This window comes from Haloechinothrix aidingensis (assembly GCF_013450155.1).
GTDB classification, from domain to species: domain Bacteria; phylum Actinomycetota; class Actinomycetes; order Mycobacteriales; family Pseudonocardiaceae; genus Haloechinothrix; species Haloechinothrix aidingensis.
The window spans coordinates 1-15,517 of sequence record NZ_JACCKD010000013.1; the positions used below are offsets into that span (position 1 = coordinate 1).

General features: G+C 66.7%; 11 protein-coding genes and 1 pseudogene. 5 read left to right on the forward strand and 7 right to left on the reverse strand.

All coding sequences use genetic code 11. From position 1 onward, the window contains the following. Nucleotides 1-438, reverse strand: a 438-nt coding sequence (locus tag H0B56_RS22475; protein ID WP_343064012.1) for an ATP-grasp domain-containing protein, incomplete at its 3' end; no start/stop codon positions are given. 353 nt (nucleotides 439-791) lie between these two features. On the opposite strand from H0B56_RS22475, the gene H0B56_RS22480 reads away from it, so the two are divergent. Then, on the forward strand, nucleotides 792-1,553 hold the full coding sequence (locus H0B56_RS22480; protein ID WP_180895125.1) for a GntR family transcriptional regulator: 762 nt from the start codon (nucleotides 792-794) through the stop codon (nucleotides 1,551-1,553). Nucleotides 1,554-1,684: 131 nt separating this feature from the next. After that, complete coding sequence (locus H0B56_RS22485; RefSeq protein WP_180895126.1) at nucleotides 1,685-1,879, forward strand: hypothetical protein; 195 nt, start codon at nucleotides 1,685-1,687, stop codon at nucleotides 1,877-1,879. A gap of 290 nt (nucleotides 1,880-2,169) precedes the next feature. On the opposite strand, the gene H0B56_RS22490 is transcribed toward H0B56_RS22485, so the two are convergent. The 5 genes from H0B56_RS22490 to H0B56_RS22510 form a co-directional block, all read right to left on the reverse strand. Next, a complete protein-coding gene (locus H0B56_RS22490; RefSeq protein ID WP_219633095.1) occupies nucleotides 2,170-3,567 on the reverse strand; it encodes an Nramp family divalent metal transporter in 1,398 nt (465 codons plus the stop codon). Nucleotides 3,568-3,950: 383 nt separating this feature from the next. Then, a complete protein-coding gene (locus H0B56_RS22495) occupies nucleotides 3,951-6,089 on the reverse strand; it encodes an acetate--CoA ligase family protein (protein ID WP_180895128.1) in 2,139 nt (712 codons plus the stop codon). A 3-nt stretch (nucleotides 6,090-6,092) separates the two neighbouring features. Beyond that, nucleotides 6,093-7,322, reverse strand: coding sequence for a formyl-CoA transferase (gene frc, locus H0B56_RS22500; RefSeq protein WP_180895129.1), 1,230 nt, complete (start codon nucleotides 7,320-7,322; stop codon nucleotides 6,093-6,095). 15 nt (nucleotides 7,323-7,337) lie between these two features. Then, nucleotides 7,338-9,077 (reverse strand): thiamine pyrophosphate-binding protein, encoded by a 1,740-nt coding sequence (locus tag H0B56_RS22505; protein WP_180895130.1) that lies wholly within the window; start codon nucleotides 9,075-9,077, stop codon nucleotides 7,338-7,340. 121 nt (nucleotides 9,078-9,198) lie between these two features. Further along, nucleotides 9,199-9,444 (reverse strand): DUF6457 domain-containing protein, encoded by a 246-nt coding sequence (locus tag H0B56_RS22510; protein WP_180895131.1) that lies wholly within the window; start codon nucleotides 9,442-9,444, stop codon nucleotides 9,199-9,201. A gap of 160 nt (nucleotides 9,445-9,604) precedes the next feature. Between H0B56_RS22510 and H0B56_RS22515 the strand changes: the two genes are divergently transcribed. Beyond that, nucleotides 9,605-10,594 carry a 2-dehydropantoate 2-reductase gene (locus H0B56_RS22515; protein WP_180895132.1) on the forward strand — a complete coding sequence of 330 codons (990 nt, stop codon included), beginning with the start codon at nucleotides 9,605-9,607 and terminating at the stop codon, nucleotides 10,592-10,594. 11 nt (nucleotides 10,595-10,605) lie between these two features. Continuing rightward, a complete protein-coding gene (locus H0B56_RS22520; RefSeq protein WP_180895133.1) occupies nucleotides 10,606-12,180 on the forward strand; it encodes an aldehyde dehydrogenase family protein in 1,575 nt (524 codons plus the stop codon). Nucleotides 12,181-12,309: 129 nt separating this feature from the next. Here H0B56_RS22520 and ppc read toward each other — a convergent pair whose 3' ends face one another. Continuing rightward, nucleotides 12,310-15,081, reverse strand: coding sequence for a phosphoenolpyruvate carboxylase (ppc, locus tag H0B56_RS22525; RefSeq protein ID WP_219633096.1), 2,772 nt, complete (start codon nucleotides 15,079-15,081; stop codon nucleotides 12,310-12,312). 230 nt (nucleotides 15,082-15,311) lie between these two features. Here ppc and H0B56_RS22530 point away from each other — a divergent pair. After that, nucleotides 15,312-15,517, forward strand: a pseudogene (locus H0B56_RS22530) (NAD(P)(+) transhydrogenase (Re/Si-specific) subunit alpha); the annotation flags it as partial.

The window sequence follows — 15,517 nt, forward strand, 5'->3', positions numbered from 1 at the left end:
CACCAACGGATCGACCGCCACCTTCGCCAACGCCTCCGGCCGCTCGACGGCCAGCTGCTCGATCTCCACACCCCCCTCGGCCGAAGCCATCGCCAAAAACGTGCGATTCGCCCGATCCACCAGAAACGACAGGTAATACTCCGCCGCGATCTGTGACGCCTCGGTCACCAGCACCCGCCGAGCCACATGCCCCTTGATATCCAGACCCAGAATCGCCTCGGCCGCAGCCGCAGCCTCCTCCGGCGTCTCAGCCAGCTTCACACCACCGGCCTTACCACGCCCCCCAGCCTTGACCTGCGCCTTGACCACCACCGGGCCACCAAGACGCTGCGCAACCGCACGCGCGGACTCCGCACTATCAGCCACCTCACCGGCCAACACCGGCACTCCATGCTTAGCGAAGAGCTCCTTCGCTTGATACTCGTAGAGGTCAGTCACATCCATGCACCTACTTCGTCGCGTCCGATGTCTCGGCCTGCTCGCTCAGCACCGCAGGGCGGGCCATCCGCATCGCTGCCCCGGCACCCGACAGCCACGCGATGACCTGCACTGCTTCGCTACACTGCATACAGTATTCTCCATACATAGCGCCTGTCCAGGGTGATACGCTTCGCGCTCAGCACCTGGGGGTACACCGGGGGTGACAGCACCCCGCGACGGAGACGAACGTCACTCGCTGTAGTGACAGCTGTCACCGCGTACATGGGGTTTGGCATTGTATGCTGTAGGCAGAAAACACACGACACGAACGGTCGGCGGTTCGCCCGCGGCCCCGAGTTTCGGAGTACGACATGCAGCCGAACGAGTTCTCGCAGCAGGCGTCCGCACATCGGATCGACCGTCCGATCCCGCTGCGCGAGCGGGTTCGCCAGTCCATGCAGGAGCTGATCATCTCGCGGCAGCTCGCCCCGGGACAGCACCTGGTGGAAAGCGAGCTGGCCGAGATGCTCGGGGTGTCGCGTCAGCCGATCCGCGAGGCCCTGCAGCTGCTGAACTCCGAAGGGTGGGTCGAGCTACACCCCGGCTACGGGGCGTTCGTGCACTCGCCGACCGTGACCGAGGTGGATGACCTGCTCGCCGTACGTTCGGCGCTCGAGGCCGAGTCCGCCCGGCTGGCCGCGAACCGCGTCGACGCCGACGGCATCGCGCATCTGCGCAAGCTGTGCGCGGACGGCCAGGCGGCCCTCGAACGCGACGACATCGACTCCATGGTCAACGCGAACGCCGAGCTACACCGCTACATCACCGAGCTGTCCGGCAACCGCGTTCTGCTGGACTTCGTCTCCCAAGTGGACAGGCGGGTGCGCTGGTACTACACGCCGATCGCACGCAATCGCGGCCAGCACTCCTGGCAGGAGCACGCCAGGCTGGTCGATGCCCTCGAGGCGGGCGACGCGGATACCGCGTCCCGCATCATGCGGGAGCACACCGAGCGCACGCGGCAGATCTACCTCGAAGAGCACGCCGAGGACGGCCAGGACGGCGAACAGGCCGAGCAGCCTGCCAAGCCCCGAACGCGCAGGCGCAGGACCGTGCGAACCACAGCGTCCTAGTCAAAGGTCCCAGGTAACACTCCCCGACCACCGGCCCGGCACGAAGCCGGGGCGGATGATCACGGGTGTCCGCAACCGACCAGGCGGGTACCCGCATACAACGAGGCCTCGGAAAGGAGGTGCGAGAGACGATGCAGAACAACAGCGCACTCGACAGGGCAGTTGCCTGGATCCGTGACCTGTTCACCGACCCGGCACACGACCCACGCCCCAACCCTGTGACGGGCGAGGCGTGGCTCGTGGCCGCGGTAGAGGACAGGCACGGGCCGGTCACCCACGTCGACAGCAGCAGCCGTGAAACCGCCAAGCAACCCGTGCACTGCTGACTCGACGTCACGTGTGTGACCGGAACCGCAGGTTATACCGTTCTGACCTCCGGATCCCTGTTCAGTTATCCGGTACCCGAACCCAATGGCGTGTTCGGGAACCGAGCTCGACCCTGCGGCTCGTGGCTCGGGACACCAACCCATCGCATGGTGCCCGACCCCGGCCGCAGTGGAAACCCTGAGCCGCCCGCGGGCGAAGCATCACCCGCGCGCGACCTCCGGTTGTGGAACCATCGCCCGGCAGGTACGGCGGTTCAGGGTTTCCCGTGCTACGAACGGCATCATCGCACTCAGAGCCCTCCCTGGGCGAACGTCACGCCCAGGTAGTACACGCTGACGGCGGCCAGCGCGGCCACGCCGAGCCACGCCCAGGTCATCATCGCCTTGTTCGGCAGGAACTCCCGCTCCTCCGGCGTCGTGAAGTTGTCCTTGATCGCCTTGATGTTGAGCCAGAAGATGATCGGCGCGAACAGCAGGGCGAGCACCGAGGCCACCTGTACGACGAAGATGGGTTCCGGCAGCCCGTAGATGATGGCAGTACCGCCCGCGAGCCAGAGCAGCTGGAACCCGCGGTAGATCAGCTTGCGTATCTTCGGGGTGTCCCAAGCTTTGCGGATCCGCACGCAGCACTCCTCGAACACCCGTGCCTGCCCGTCGAAGTAGGTGAACACGGTCGAGAACAGTGCGGCGACACCGCCTGCGATGATGATCGGGAAGATCCACAGCCCGAAGGTGTCGGTGTACATCTGGGCGATCGTCGCGCCCATCTCCTGGCCCTCGGGCACCAGCCCGATCGGATGCAGCACCACCGCACCCACGATCAGGAACGCGATACCGGTCAGCAACGCCACGACGTAGCTGATGTTCATATCGCGCTTGAACAACTTGAAGTTGTTGCGCAGGTAGTTCGGCGCGATCTCCACGTTGTAACCCTGGCGCTCCAGGTGACGCACCCGGGTCATGCCTGCCTTCTTGTCCACAGCCCAGTTGGACTGCATCGGCGAGACCTCGACGGTTGTCGGGAAGTAGCCGAACATGGCTCCGAACAGCAGGATCGCGCCTGCCGGAGCCAGGGCGGGCAGGAGGTTGCCGATGTACTCCGTCGGGGACGGCATCCGCAACGCGAACGCGACGAGCACGGCGACCGCGAAGATGATGATCGCCGCCTTCACCACCTTCTCCAAGGCGGTGTACTTGCCGGCCCAGAGGATCACGATGCAGATCACCAGGATGGCCGTACCCCATGCCGACAGCGGCATGATGGGGAACGCCGCGTAGAGCATCGCCGCGCACCCGAGCGCTCGCCCGGCGATTCCGAACGTGTTGGCCAGGGACTGGAACAGCAGGTACCACATCGGCCACTGGCCACGGCCCTGTCCGGTCCGTTCATAGGCCGCCATCACGGACTCGCCCTTGACGATCGTGTAGCGGTGCGCGAACTCGAAGGCGCAGTACTTGATCAGGTACGCGAACGGGATGATCCACAGCAGCGCGTACGCGTACTGCGCGCCCGCGGTGGGCGCGTGCATGATGTGACTGGCACCGATCCCGGTCATGGCCGCCGCGATACCTGGACCCATCGCTTTCCAGGTATCGCGGAGGCTCGTGCCGGGAGCCTCCAGTCTCACCGTGGGTTTGCCGTCGGTTTCTCCGTGCTCACCGCCGGCGTAGTTCGTTGTCGCTGCCACTGGCGGCTCCGGGGATCCGCCCGCATGATCCGGGCCGCTCGCGGCTACGGACTCATGCGAATCTTCGCTGTCACGATTCATACTAGAGCTCTCCATCGGTCTAGTAAGAGACTTCTTGGTCGTTACCTGCTGAGAGCGCACTGGCACAGCAGGGGAACTCTCGACCAACGGCCCGACTCCAGTGGCGACGGTGGCCCTGGCGGGGTGAGGCAGGACGTTAGCGAGGGAGCATCGCTCCCCCTCATGGCAGGTCCCGGGGCATCACCTCCCTCGTGCTGGTCCGTCAGTGGGGTACACGACCCGTCGACATCGCCGCGCGACCTTCGATAGACGTGGGGCTCGGTCCCGGTAGCCCGGAACCGAGCCCCAGCACGCGCGGCGCGTCAACCCCGCAGTGCACCCGCCGCGCGAGCCCAGCGGTACTTGGCGCCGAGAACCGCGACCGGACGCTCGGTCGTGTACGGGTACGCCACGACACCGTGTTCGAACAGGTACTCGCTGGCCTTCTCGACCTCGGTATCCCCTGCCAGCGACGCCACGACGGGCTTGTCGATCCCCTTCGCGCGCGCCTCCTCGACCACACGAGCGGTGAGCTCGGCGAAGACCATCGGCGGAGTCACGATCGTGTGCCAGTAGCCGAGAATGACCGAGTGAATCCGGTCGTCCTCCAAGGCGAGACGGATCGTCTTCTCGTATGTGGACGGCGGCTCCCCGCCGGTGATGTCGACAGGGTTGCCTGCCGCCCCGAACGGCGGGATGTACTGCCGGAACGCCTCGTCGAGGTCCTGCGGGATCTCCATCAGCGACAGCCCGTTCTCCACGCAGGCATCGGAGAGAAGCACGCCCGAACCTCCGGCGCCGGTAATGATCACGACGTTCTCGCCCTTCGGCGTCGGCAGCTTGGGCAGGCCCCTGGCGTAGTCCAGCATCTCGTTGAGACCCGGCGCGCGTACCACACCCGATTGCCGCAGGATGTCGTCGTAGACCTTGTCGTCACCGCCGAGCGCCCCGGTGTGCGAGCTCGCCGCCCGAGCGCCCATGTCGGTACGCCCGGCCTTGAGCACCACGACCGGCTTCTTCTTGGTGATGCTGCGAGCCGCGTCGACGAACGCCCTGCCGTCCTTGAGGTCCTCGAGATGCATCGCGACGCACTCGGTGTTGGGGTCGTCCTCGAAGAACGTCAGCAGGTCGTCCTCGTCCACGTCCGACTTGTTCCCGAGCCCCACGATCGCCGATACGCCCATCTTCGTGGTCCGGCTGTACCCGAGGATCGCCATCCCGATGCCGCCGCTCTGCGACGTCAACGCCACCCCGCCCTTGACATCGTACGGCGTGCAGAACGTCGCACACAGGTTCTGCGGGGTGTAGTAGTACCCGTAGATGTTCGGTCCGAGCATGCGGATGCCGTACCGCTTGCCGATCGAGACGATCTCGTCCTGCAGCTCGGTGTTCCCGGTCTCGGCGAATCCGGACGGGATGAGCACCGCGGCAGGCACTCCCTTCTCACCGCACTCGGTCAGCGCCCCCGGTACGAGATTGGCCGGGATGGCGAACACCGCCACGTCCACCTCACCAGGCACCTCGCTCACCGACGAGTAGGCCGTGCGGCCGAGCACCTCACCGGCCTTCGGGTGCACCGGGTAGATCTCGCCTGCGTATCCGCCGTTGATGAGGTTCTGCATGACCGAGTTGCCGATCTTGCCCTCCTGCTCGGTAGCGCCGATGACGGCGACCGAGCGCGGGTTCATCAGCCTGTCCATCACCCGGGAGATCTCCTCCCGGGACCGGCGTTCCGGCTCGGCCACCTCGTTCGGATCCACCACGATGCGGATATCGGCGGCGGAGACGGCGTCCTTGGTGGCGAATACCGGGTTGAGATCGAACTCCCTGATCTCCGGGAAGTCGGTCACCAGCCGGGAGACGCGCAGGATCGTGTCGACCAGCCCGTCCACATCGACCGGGTCGGAACCGCGTGCGCCGTGCAGCACCTCGGAGGCCTGCAGGCTGTCGATCATCGAGCGCGCCTCGGGCTCGTCGATCGGCGCGAGCCGGAACGTGGCGTCATTGACGACCTCGACCAGCACACCCCCGAGCCCGAATGCCACCACCTTGCCGAAGGTCGGGTCCGTGGTCGCGCCGATGATGACCTCCTGGCCACCGCCGAGCATCTCCTGGACCTGCACGCCGCTGATCTCCGCAGAGGAGTCGTACTTGCGCGCGTTGCTCACGATCGTCTCGTAGGCCTCGCGCGCGGCCGCACCGCCCTCCACCCCGACGATCACGCCGCCCGAGTCGGTCTTGTGCAGGATGTCCGGCGATACGATCTTGCATGCCACGGGCTTTCCGATGACCTCGGCGAGCGAAGCCGCCTCCTCGGCGCTGGTGGCAAGGCCTTCCTGCGGGGAGGGAATACCGTAGGCGTCCGCGACGCTCTTGCCTTCCGGGGCGGTGAGCGAGTCCCGCCCTTCCGCCCGTACCTTCTCCAGGACCGTACGGGCGGCAGCCTTGTCGATTCCTTCCATTCCTCAGATCACTCCATTTGCCTTGAGTTCGGCAAACTTGCCTTCGTCCAGGCCGAGTTCGCCTCGGTAAATGTCCTCGTTGCTCTCCCCGAGCAAGGGGGAACGCTCGACCGCCACCGGCGAGTCGGACAGCTTGATCGGGCACCCGACCGTCGAGAACTCGCCCCGTTCCGGGTGGTCGACCTGCACGACCATCTCGTTGGATGCGAGTGACCGGTCCTCGATCAGCTCCTTTGTGGACAATATCGGTCCACACGGGATGTTCTGCTCGTTGAGCTTGGCGAGGACGTCCCACTTGTCGTGGTTGATCGTCCATTCCTCGATCATCTGGAACGCCTTGTCCAGCTTCGGCAGCCGCGCCTCCGGGGTGTTCCACTCGGGGTCATCGGCCAGCTCCGGCCTGCCCATCAGCTTGCAGAGCGGCTCCCAGCCGACCGGCTGGATGATCACGTAGATGTAGTCGTTCGGACCGCCGGGAGCGCAGCGCACGGCCCAGCCGGGCTGGCCGCCGCCCGAGGCGTTCCCGGACCGGGGAACCGTGTCGCCGAACTCCTCGTTGGGGTACTCGCGAAGCGCCCCGTGCGCCAGCCGCTGCTGGTCCCGGAGCTTGACGCGGCAGAGGTTCAGCACTGCGTGTTGCATGGCCACGGTCACCCGCTGGCCCTGCCCGGTGTACTCCCGCTGGTACAGCGCGGCCAGAATGCCCGCGACGGTGTGCATTCCCGTACCGGAGTCACCGACCTGCGCGCCGGTCGCCAGCGGCGGTCCCTCCTCGAAGCCGGTCGTGCTCATCGAGCCGCCCATGGCCTGGGCAACCACCTCGTAGGCCTTGAAGTGCGTGTACGGGCCTTCGCCGAAGCCCTTGATGGAGGCGTAGATGAGCCTGGGGTTGATCTCCTGCAAACGCTCCCAGCTGTAGCCCATCCGGTCCACCGCACCGGGGCCGAAGTTCTCGGCAAGGATGTCGAACCGTGGCAGCATGCGGGTGAACAGGTCCTTGCCCTCGTCACTCTTCATGTTGAGGGTGATGCTGCGCTTGTTGCAGTTGAGCATCGTGAAGTACAGGCTGTCCACATCGGGAAGATCGCGGAGTTGTTGGCGCGTGATATCGCCGGTTACCGACTCCAGCTTGACCACATCAGCGCCCAACCAGGCGAGAATCTGTGTGCAAGACGGTCCTGACTGGACATGGGTCATATCCAGAACTCTGACGCCCTCGAGTGCCCTTCTCATGATTGACAACGCCTCTCACTTGTACATGGTCTGGTTCATGGTTCCCGGCGCGTAGACTTCCGGGTCGACCCATACGTTGATCAGCGAAGGCAGACCCGACTGGCGCGCACGCTCCAGCGCGGGGCGGATCTCCGCGGGATCCGTCACGTCCTCGCCGTAGCCGCCGAGCATCCTGGCGAAGTCACCGAAGGACACGTCGCCGAGCGTATTGCCGACGCGACCGCGATCCTCGCCGTAGTGCTGGATCTGCCCGTAACGGATCTGGTTCATCGAGGAGTTGTTCCCGACGATGCCGACGAACGGCAGGTCGAACCGCACGAGGGTCTCGAAGTCCCATCCCGTGAGGCTGAAGGCGCCGTCCCCGAAGAGGCAGACGACTTCCTTCTCCGGGTTGGCGTACTTGGTCGCCATGATGAACGGGACGCCGACTCCCAGCGTCCCCAGCGCGCCGGGGTCCAACCAGTGCCCGGGAGCCTTCGGCTGTACCACCTGACCCGAGAACGTCACGATGTCGCCGCCGTCGCCGACGTAGATCGAGTCCTCGGTGAGGAACTCGTTGATCTCGTGCACCAGCCGGTAGGGGTCTATCGGCTTGGCCTCCGAGAGCTGCCGGGGCAGCCGCTTCTCGTAGGCCTGGTTCTCCACGGCACGCAGCTCCTCGAGCCACGCCTGGCGAGCGGGGGACGTACTGTCGAATCGCTTGCCTGCCTGCTCCGTCACGGCCGACAGGACCCGGCCGGCGTCACCGACGATGCCCAGGTCGATATCCCGGTTCTTGCCGACCGTCCGGTAGTCGAGGTCGATCTGTACGACCGTCGCCTCTTCGGAAAGCCGCTTGCCGTAGCCCATACGGAAGTCGAACGGCGTGCCGACCACGATGATCAGGTCCGCATTGCCGAACGCGTAACGGCGCGCCAGCTGAAGGTGATGCGGGTCGTCCGGGGGAAGCGTCCCCCGCCCCGCGCCGTTCATGAATGCCGGAATGTCCAGCTCGCGCACGAACTCGACCGCGGCGTCGGTGGCACGGCAGGTCCATACCTGGCTGCCGAGCAGCACGCAGGGCTTCTCCGCCTCCGCGACCAGCTCGGCGAGGCGCTCCACCGAGTCCGGGTCGCCGATACTGCGCGTGGAGGCACGGTACTTGCCTGCCGCCGGGATACGCGCCTTCTCGGCAGGAACCCTGGCATCCAGCACGTCTCGGGGAATTTCCAGGAACGACGGTCCCGGGGCCCCGGCGTACGCCTCCCGGAAGGCCATCGACACCAGGTCAGCGGCACGTTCGGTACTGGAGACCGTGGCCGCGAACTTCGTGATCGGCGTCATGATGTCGACATGCGGCAGGTCCTGCAACGAGCCCATCTTGTGCTGGGTCAGCGCACCCTGACCGCCGATGAGCAGCATCGGGCTCTCCGCCCGCCACGCGTTGGCCACCCCGGTGATCGCATCCGTGGTCCCCGGCCCCGCCGTCACCACGGCACACCCGGGCTTGCCGGTCACGCGGGCGTAGGCGTCCGCGGCATGGGCGGCGACCTGCTCGTGGCGCACATCGATGACATCGATTCCCTCATCGACGCAGCCGTCGTAGATATCGATGATGTGCCCCCCGCACAGCGTGAAGATCACCTCGACGCCCTCAGCCTTGAGTGCCTTGGCGACCAAGTGCCCGCCGGAGATCAACTCGGGTTCGTCCTTGCTTGCCACCGGTGCACTCGGCTGGCCGGCCTTGTCCGCCACTGTCTCGGCCGTTTGCGCCATATGCGTCGTCATCTCCTTCAAACGTGCCAGTACCGCATACTGCATACGATATGTAGGTAATCATGTGCCCCGATCCGCTCTTTGTCCAGAGGTCTCTACCGGGAAATCTCGGCGAACCCGTCTAGTCACGCCAGTCGACGCGTGGCCAGCACCGGGCCCGCTCACACACTCGCCGCGCGGCCTCGCACGACGAAAAGCCGCGCCCGACAGCCATACCGAGGAGGTATGCACTGAGGGACGCGGCCGGATCGGCCACAGCACGTCCGACTTCACGCGCCACGGCATCGATCAGCTCGTAGTCGAGCTGATCCGAGTCGATACCCAGATCCGCCTCCAGAGCCGAAGTCCACATCCGCAACTCGCGCATCGGCTGCACCTCCGGCTCAACGTCGAACCCGTTGACTCGCTGATCTCATACTGTATACTCCATACACATAGCTTGCAAGACAAGCTTCCCAGGCGTCATCGCACCCACCGTCCGCGATCGCGCGTTTCCGAGTCCGAGTCGACGCACGAACGGAGTTCACGTGAGAGTTGCAGTTTTCGGTGCCGGCGCCATCGGTGCGTACGTCGGCGCGAGCCTCGACCGCGCGGGAGCCGATGTCCATCTCATCGCCCGTGGCCCGCACCTGAAGGCGATCAAGGAGAACGGTGTCCGCGTGGAGAGCCCGCGCGGCGACTTCACGGCAACACCCCTGGCGACCGATGATCCGGCCGAGGTCGGCCCCGTGGACCACATCTTCATCGGCGTGAAAGCCAACCAGTACGCGAGTACCGGCCCGCTTCTCGCTCCGATGATCAAAGACAACACCTCGCTCATCGCCGCGCAGAACGGCATTCCCTGGTGGTACTTCCACAAGCTGCCCGGCCCGCATGAGGGAAACCGCATCGAGAGCGTTGACCCAGGCGGCGCGGTCAGCGCCGTGATGCCTCCCGAGCGCGCGATCGGATGTGTGGTCTACGCGGCCACCGAGATCGCCGCGCCGGGCGTGATCCAGCACCTGGAGGGCACGCGGCTGTCCATCGGAGAGCCGGACGGCTCGCTGTCGGCACGTTGCCAGGAGTTCTCCGAGTACATGGTGGCCGGTGGCCTGAAATGCCCGGTCGAACCGGATCTACGGCACGACATCTGGGTCAAGCTCATGGGCAACATCTCGTTCAACCCCATCAGCGCGCTGTCGCGCGCAACCATGGCCGGTATCTGCCGGCATCGTGACTCGCGGCAGCTCGTGGTCCGCATGATGGAGGAGACACTGGCCGTGGCCCGGGCCCTCGGGGTCGAACCGAACGTGTCCATCGAGCGGCGGCTCGCGGGGGCCGAGCGCACCGGCGAGCACAAGACGTCCACGCTTGCCGACTTGGAGAAGGGCAGGCCGATGGAGCTGGATGCGTTGCTGGCAGCGGTGATCGAGATCGCGGATATGGCCGGGGTCGATGTCCCCACGCTCCGTGTGGTGCACGCCCTGTCCGACCTGCTCAACGAGAACGTTCAACCGGCACCCCAGCTGGCGGCATAGGGAGGCCGTTCATGAGCCTTTCCGTCAAGCCGGGAACGGAGTGGGCGGCCGTGTACGGGCGGGCGCGGGCAGCCGTCCCGGAGGCATTCGCCGACGACCGCGTACTCAACTTCTGGGGCGGGCTGTGGCGACAGGCGGGTACTCCGGTGCCCGCCGTCTCCCCCGTTGACGGCACAAGCGTCGCGGGCACGCTCTGGCTCGACGCCAAGAAGGCGGCGCACGCCATGCGTGCCAGCCTCAATGAGCACCGCACCTGGTCGGTCGCTTCCCTTCCCGAACGCACCACGCGTGTCCTCGCCGCTGTCGACGAGATCGCCGAGCACCGCGAGCTACTGTCCCTGCTGCTGATGTGGGAGTTGGGCAAGACGTGGCGAGCGGCAACGCGGGACGTGGACGAGTGCGTCCACAGTGTCCGGTGGTATGCCGACAGGCTCGACGGGATGCTGGCGGGCCGCGCGCCGCTCCGCGGGCCGGTCAGCAACTTCGGTAGCTGGAACCACCCGCTGAGTGTCCTGATGCACGCGATGCTGGTTCAAGCTCTGGCAGGCAACGCGGCGATAGCCAAGACACCGGCGGAGGGCGGGGCGATCGGCCTCAGCCTGGCTGTCGCGCTGGCATCACGGCACGGTGTACCACTGACGCTGGTCAGCGGAGGCGGTCTCGAGCTCGTACCGGCCATGGTGCACGCGGAGTACCTGGGCTGCGTCTCCTATCTGGGTGGTGCCCGTTCGGCGGACGCGACCGCTGCCTGCCAGGTGCCATCGGAGCGGCCACATGTCCTCGAGCAGTCCGGGATCAACTGCTGGGGCGTGTGGGGCTACAGCGACTGGTCACGGCTGTACGGGCAGATCCGCGACTCCTTCGTACACGCCAAGCAGCATTCGACCGCCTACACCCGGTACGTGGTGCAGCGTGAACTACTCGACGAGTTCCTGGACGCCTACGAGACCGCGCTCGACGGCGTACGGTTCGGCAACCCCCTGGCGGTCGCGACACCGGACGATCCGCTACCCGACCTGGACTTCGGCCCGTTGGTCAGCGGATCACACGCGGAGCGGCTACACCGCGCCGTCGATGACGTGCTCGATGCGGGTGCGACAGCGATCCGGCGCCACTCGGTCGACGACGGCCATCTCATCCCCGGCCAGCGGACCTCCGCCTACGTCTCCCCCGTCGCCGTGCTGAACCCGCGATCCTCGTCCGCGCTGTACAGCAGCGGCCCGGCGGGCCCGGTGGACTCCATCGTGCTCGTGGACACCGAGGACGAGTTCCTCTCCGCGATGAACGTCAGCGAGGGCGCGCTCGTCGCCTCCATCTCCTGCGACGACGAGCTCACTGCCAGGCGCCTCGCAGGCGAGTTGCGGGCCTTCAAGGTCGGCATCAATCAGCCGCGGTGTCGTGGCGCGGGCGACGAGCCGTTCGGCGGGTGTGGCGACTCGTGGCGTGGCCCGTATGTCGGCGGCGATCTGCTCGTGCGCGCCGTGACGAGCGCGACGCGTCCCGGGCGCGTCTACGGCAACTTCCCGTCGTTCAGCCGGACCGTTCCGGCACCCTGGAACGGCCGGGCGTCGGGCGCATGCCCCTAGCTTCCTCGCGCCGGTGTACTACGGCCTCGCGCCGGCGCGAGGATCCCCACCTCCCCTGGCGGTCAGCGTGACGGCCGCCAGGGGCGCCGGCTCACCCGCACCGGCATGCGCGACGGCGGTGTAGCAGCGTCATCCGGTGTTGCGCATGCCTGCAGCGATCCCGTTGATGGTCAGTAAAAGGGCACGGTCCACCTCGGGCGCCGTGTGGTCACTCTCGCGTACGCGGGCGAGCATATCCACCTGCAGGTAGGAGATGGGGTCGAGGTAGGCGTCCCGCACGGCCAACGTCCGTCGCAACGTCGGTGCGTTGTCGAGCAGACCGGTCTGGCCGGTCACCCGCAACACCTCGGACGTTGCCAGCTCACATTCGGACCGGATCCGCTCGAAGGGGCCTTGCAGGTGCGGGGGCACCAGGGTGGAGACGTAGTGCTCGGCGATGTACAGATCGGTCTTGGCAAGCGTCATCTCCACATTGGAGATGAATGTACGGAAGAAGTGCCACTGCTCGTACATCTCGTCGAGTACCGGCTGCCATCCTGCCTGCCGCACCGCGCGGAGGCCACTACCGACGCCGAACCAGCCGGGCACGATCTGCCGGGACTGGGTCCAGCCGAACACCCAGGGAATCGCACGCAGCTCCGCGATCCCGGCCTCCGTTCCGGGCCGTTTCGCCGGACGTGAGCCGATGTTGAGTGACCCGAGCTGTTCGACGGGCGTGGAGGCGAGGAAGTACCCGGGCAGGTCCGGGTCCTCGACGAGGGCCCGGTACGCGCGGTACGCCTCGGCGCTGACGCGGTCCATGCACGCGTCCCACCGCTCGAGCACGGCGGCAGGTTGACGCGACCTCCTGTGCAGCGTGCTCGCCCGCAGCACGGCGGCGACGGTGAGCTCGAGGTTCTCCCGTGCCAGCTCGGGCAGGGCATACTTGTCGCTGATGACCTCGCCCTGCTCGGTGAGCTTGATCTCGCCGTCGAGTACGCCCCACGGTTGCGCAAGGATCGAGTCGTAGGTGGGGCCACCACCGCGCCCGACAGTGCCGCCACGACCGTGGAACAACCGTAGCCGGATCCCGTGACGAACGGCGACATCCCGCAGTCTTCGTTGAGCTTTGTGGATCTCCCACTGGGACGTGGTGATGCCGGCCTCCTTGTTGGAGTCGGAGTATCCCAGCATCACCTCCTGTACGTCACCGCGCTGCCGGACCAGGAACCGGTAGGTGGGATCGCGGAGGAGATCGTCGAGCACCTCGCCGGCACACCGCAGCTCGCCTACCGTCTCCAGCAACGGGACGAAGTCCACTCGGGAGAACCCCGGGACCTCCTCGTGCTCGCCGCATGCCCCCCGGGTGTCGACCAGGCCTGCCTCCCTCGCCAGGACCACAGCGGCAAGTACGTCGTCGGCGCCGGTGGTCATCGAGACGATGTAACTGCCCACGCTCTCCGCGCCGTAGGTATCCAGCGCATCGCCGATCGCGGTGAACGCCTGGAACGTGGCTGTACCCGGGGTGTCGAGCGGTGGTGGCGTGCGTGCCGGCGGCCGACGGGCGGCGAGCTCGGAAGCCAGGTACCGGAGCCTGTCCCGCCTGCTCAGCTGCGCGTACCTGGTGTGCTGCTCGCCGGTCAGGTCCACCAGCTGCCCCACCGCGTGGTGGAGGGCTTCGGCATGGTCCCGGACGTCCATCGTGGCAAGGTGCAGGCCGAACGCCGACACGGTACGCAGTACCTGCGCCAGCATGCCGTCGGCGATCAGCTCGCCCGCGTGCTCACGCAGCGAGTCCCCGATCACCCGCAGGTCGGCGAGTAGCTCCGCGGTGCCGAGGTAGTCCCGTCCCGGTACGTGCGCGGAACCGGAGTCGACCCGCTCCGTGGTGTTCGCGAGCTTGGCCCGGACGCAGGTGAGCTTCGACCGGTACGGCTCCGTCGCGTTCGTCGCCAGCACGCGAGGATCGAGCTCGGGCAACGCGGCCACATCCGCCTCGATCAAGGCCCTGAGCTCGTCGGAGACACCGACCAGGGTGGTCGATGTGGACAGCTCCGCGATCAGGTCGTCGACGGCGCTCCCGATCGCCGCGGCGGCCACATGATGGTGCATCCGCAGCACCGACGTGGTGACCTCCGCGGTGACGTTGGGGTTGCCGTCGCGGTCACCACCGATCCACGTACCGAACGAGACCGGTGCGGCATCGTGGGGTAGCTCGACCCCGTATCGGGCCAGCAGCTCGTCGAGATCGCCGAGCAGGCCGGGCAGGGTATCGGTCATCAGGCCTTGTACGTAATACAACGCGTTCCTGGCCTCGTCGGCAGGCTCGGGACGACGGTCTCGCAGCTCGTTGGTCTGCCAGATCAGATCGATCAGCTCCGCCAGCTGCCGGTCCTGGCGGCTGCGCGCGTGGCTTCCGGGTTCCGTGCGTTCGACCAGCAGGTCGGCCACCCCGCGCAGCTTCGATGTCACCGACCGCCGACTCGCATCCGTCGGATGCGCGGTGAACACCGGCCGAACCGCGAGCTCGGCGAACGCTTCGGCCAGCTCACCCGAGCCGAGCTCCTCCCCCACTGCCTGGATCGAGCGCGCCAGCCACCCCGACTCGACCGGACGCGACCGCGCCCGGCGTACTCGGTCGACCTGCTCGGCGACGTTGGCCAGCAGGAAGTAAACGGAGAACGCCCGGACGAGTGCGGATACGGCAGGCATCGGCTGTGCTGCGAGTAGCTTGCGGGCCCGGATCCGGGCCTCGTCCCGGTCCTCACCGCCCTCCGCTTCCTTGCTGGACTTCGTCAGGCCACGAACGCGCTCCACCAGGTCCAGCAACTCTGCCCCGCCCTGCCGGACCAGCGACTCACCGAGCAGCTCGCCCATCCGCCGGACATCGTTTCGTAGTTGCTCGTCATCCTGCTCAGTCACCGGCATCACCGCGAGATCTCACCGGCGTGCCCGAAGCCGTCCACGGCGAACCTCTGGACATGTCATGAATATAGTATACAGTATGTAGAACAGATTCGCAGAGTGCGTGCGGGTTTCGCCGTGGAGGTTGTGTGGTGACTGGTGCTGGTTCGGGTGTGGAGAGTGCTGTGTCGGTGGGGGTGGTTGCTGAGGGGGTGGCCGGTGAGTGTCGGGTGGCTTTGGTGCCGGGGATGGTGGAGCGGCTGGCCCGGCGGGGTGTGGGGGTGATTGTCGCGTCGGGTGCGGGCGTGGGGGCGTTCGTGTCGGATGAGGCGTTTGTGGCGGCGGGTGCGCGTGTGGGGGATCCGTGGGAGGCCGACGTCGTGGCGTGTGTGCGTGCGCCGGGTGAGGCCGAGGTGGCGCGGGCGCGGCCGGGCACGGTGGTGGTGGGTTTCCT

What these genes read in the sequence shown, in the direction of transcription:
- H0B56_RS22520 (WP_180895133.1), top strand. Translation starts at nt 10,606, where the DNA reads ATGAGCCTTTCCGTCAAGCCGGGAACGGAGTGGGCGGCCGTGTACGGG.
- H0B56_RS22505 (WP_180895130.1), bottom strand. Translation starts at nt 9,077, where the DNA reads ATGGCGCAAACGGCCGAGACAGTGGCGGACAAGGCCGGCCAGCCGAGT.
- frc (WP_180895129.1), bottom strand. Translation starts at nt 7,322, where the DNA reads ATGAGAAGGGCACTCGAGGGCGTCAGAGTTCTGGATATGACCCATGTC.
- H0B56_RS22485 (WP_180895126.1), top strand. Translation starts at nt 1,685, where the DNA reads ATGCAGAACAACAGCGCACTCGACAGGGCAGTTGCCTGGATCCGTGAC.
- H0B56_RS22480 (WP_180895125.1), top strand. Translation starts at nt 792, where the DNA reads ATGCAGCCGAACGAGTTCTCGCAGCAGGCGTCCGCACATCGGATCGAC.
- H0B56_RS22510 (WP_180895131.1), bottom strand. Translation starts at nt 9,444, where the DNA reads ATGCGCGAGTTGCGGATGTGGACTTCGGCTCTGGAGGCGGATCTGGGT.
- H0B56_RS22495 (WP_180895128.1), bottom strand. Translation starts at nt 6,089, where the DNA reads ATGGAAGGAATCGACAAGGCTGCCGCCCGTACGGTCCTGGAGAAGGTA.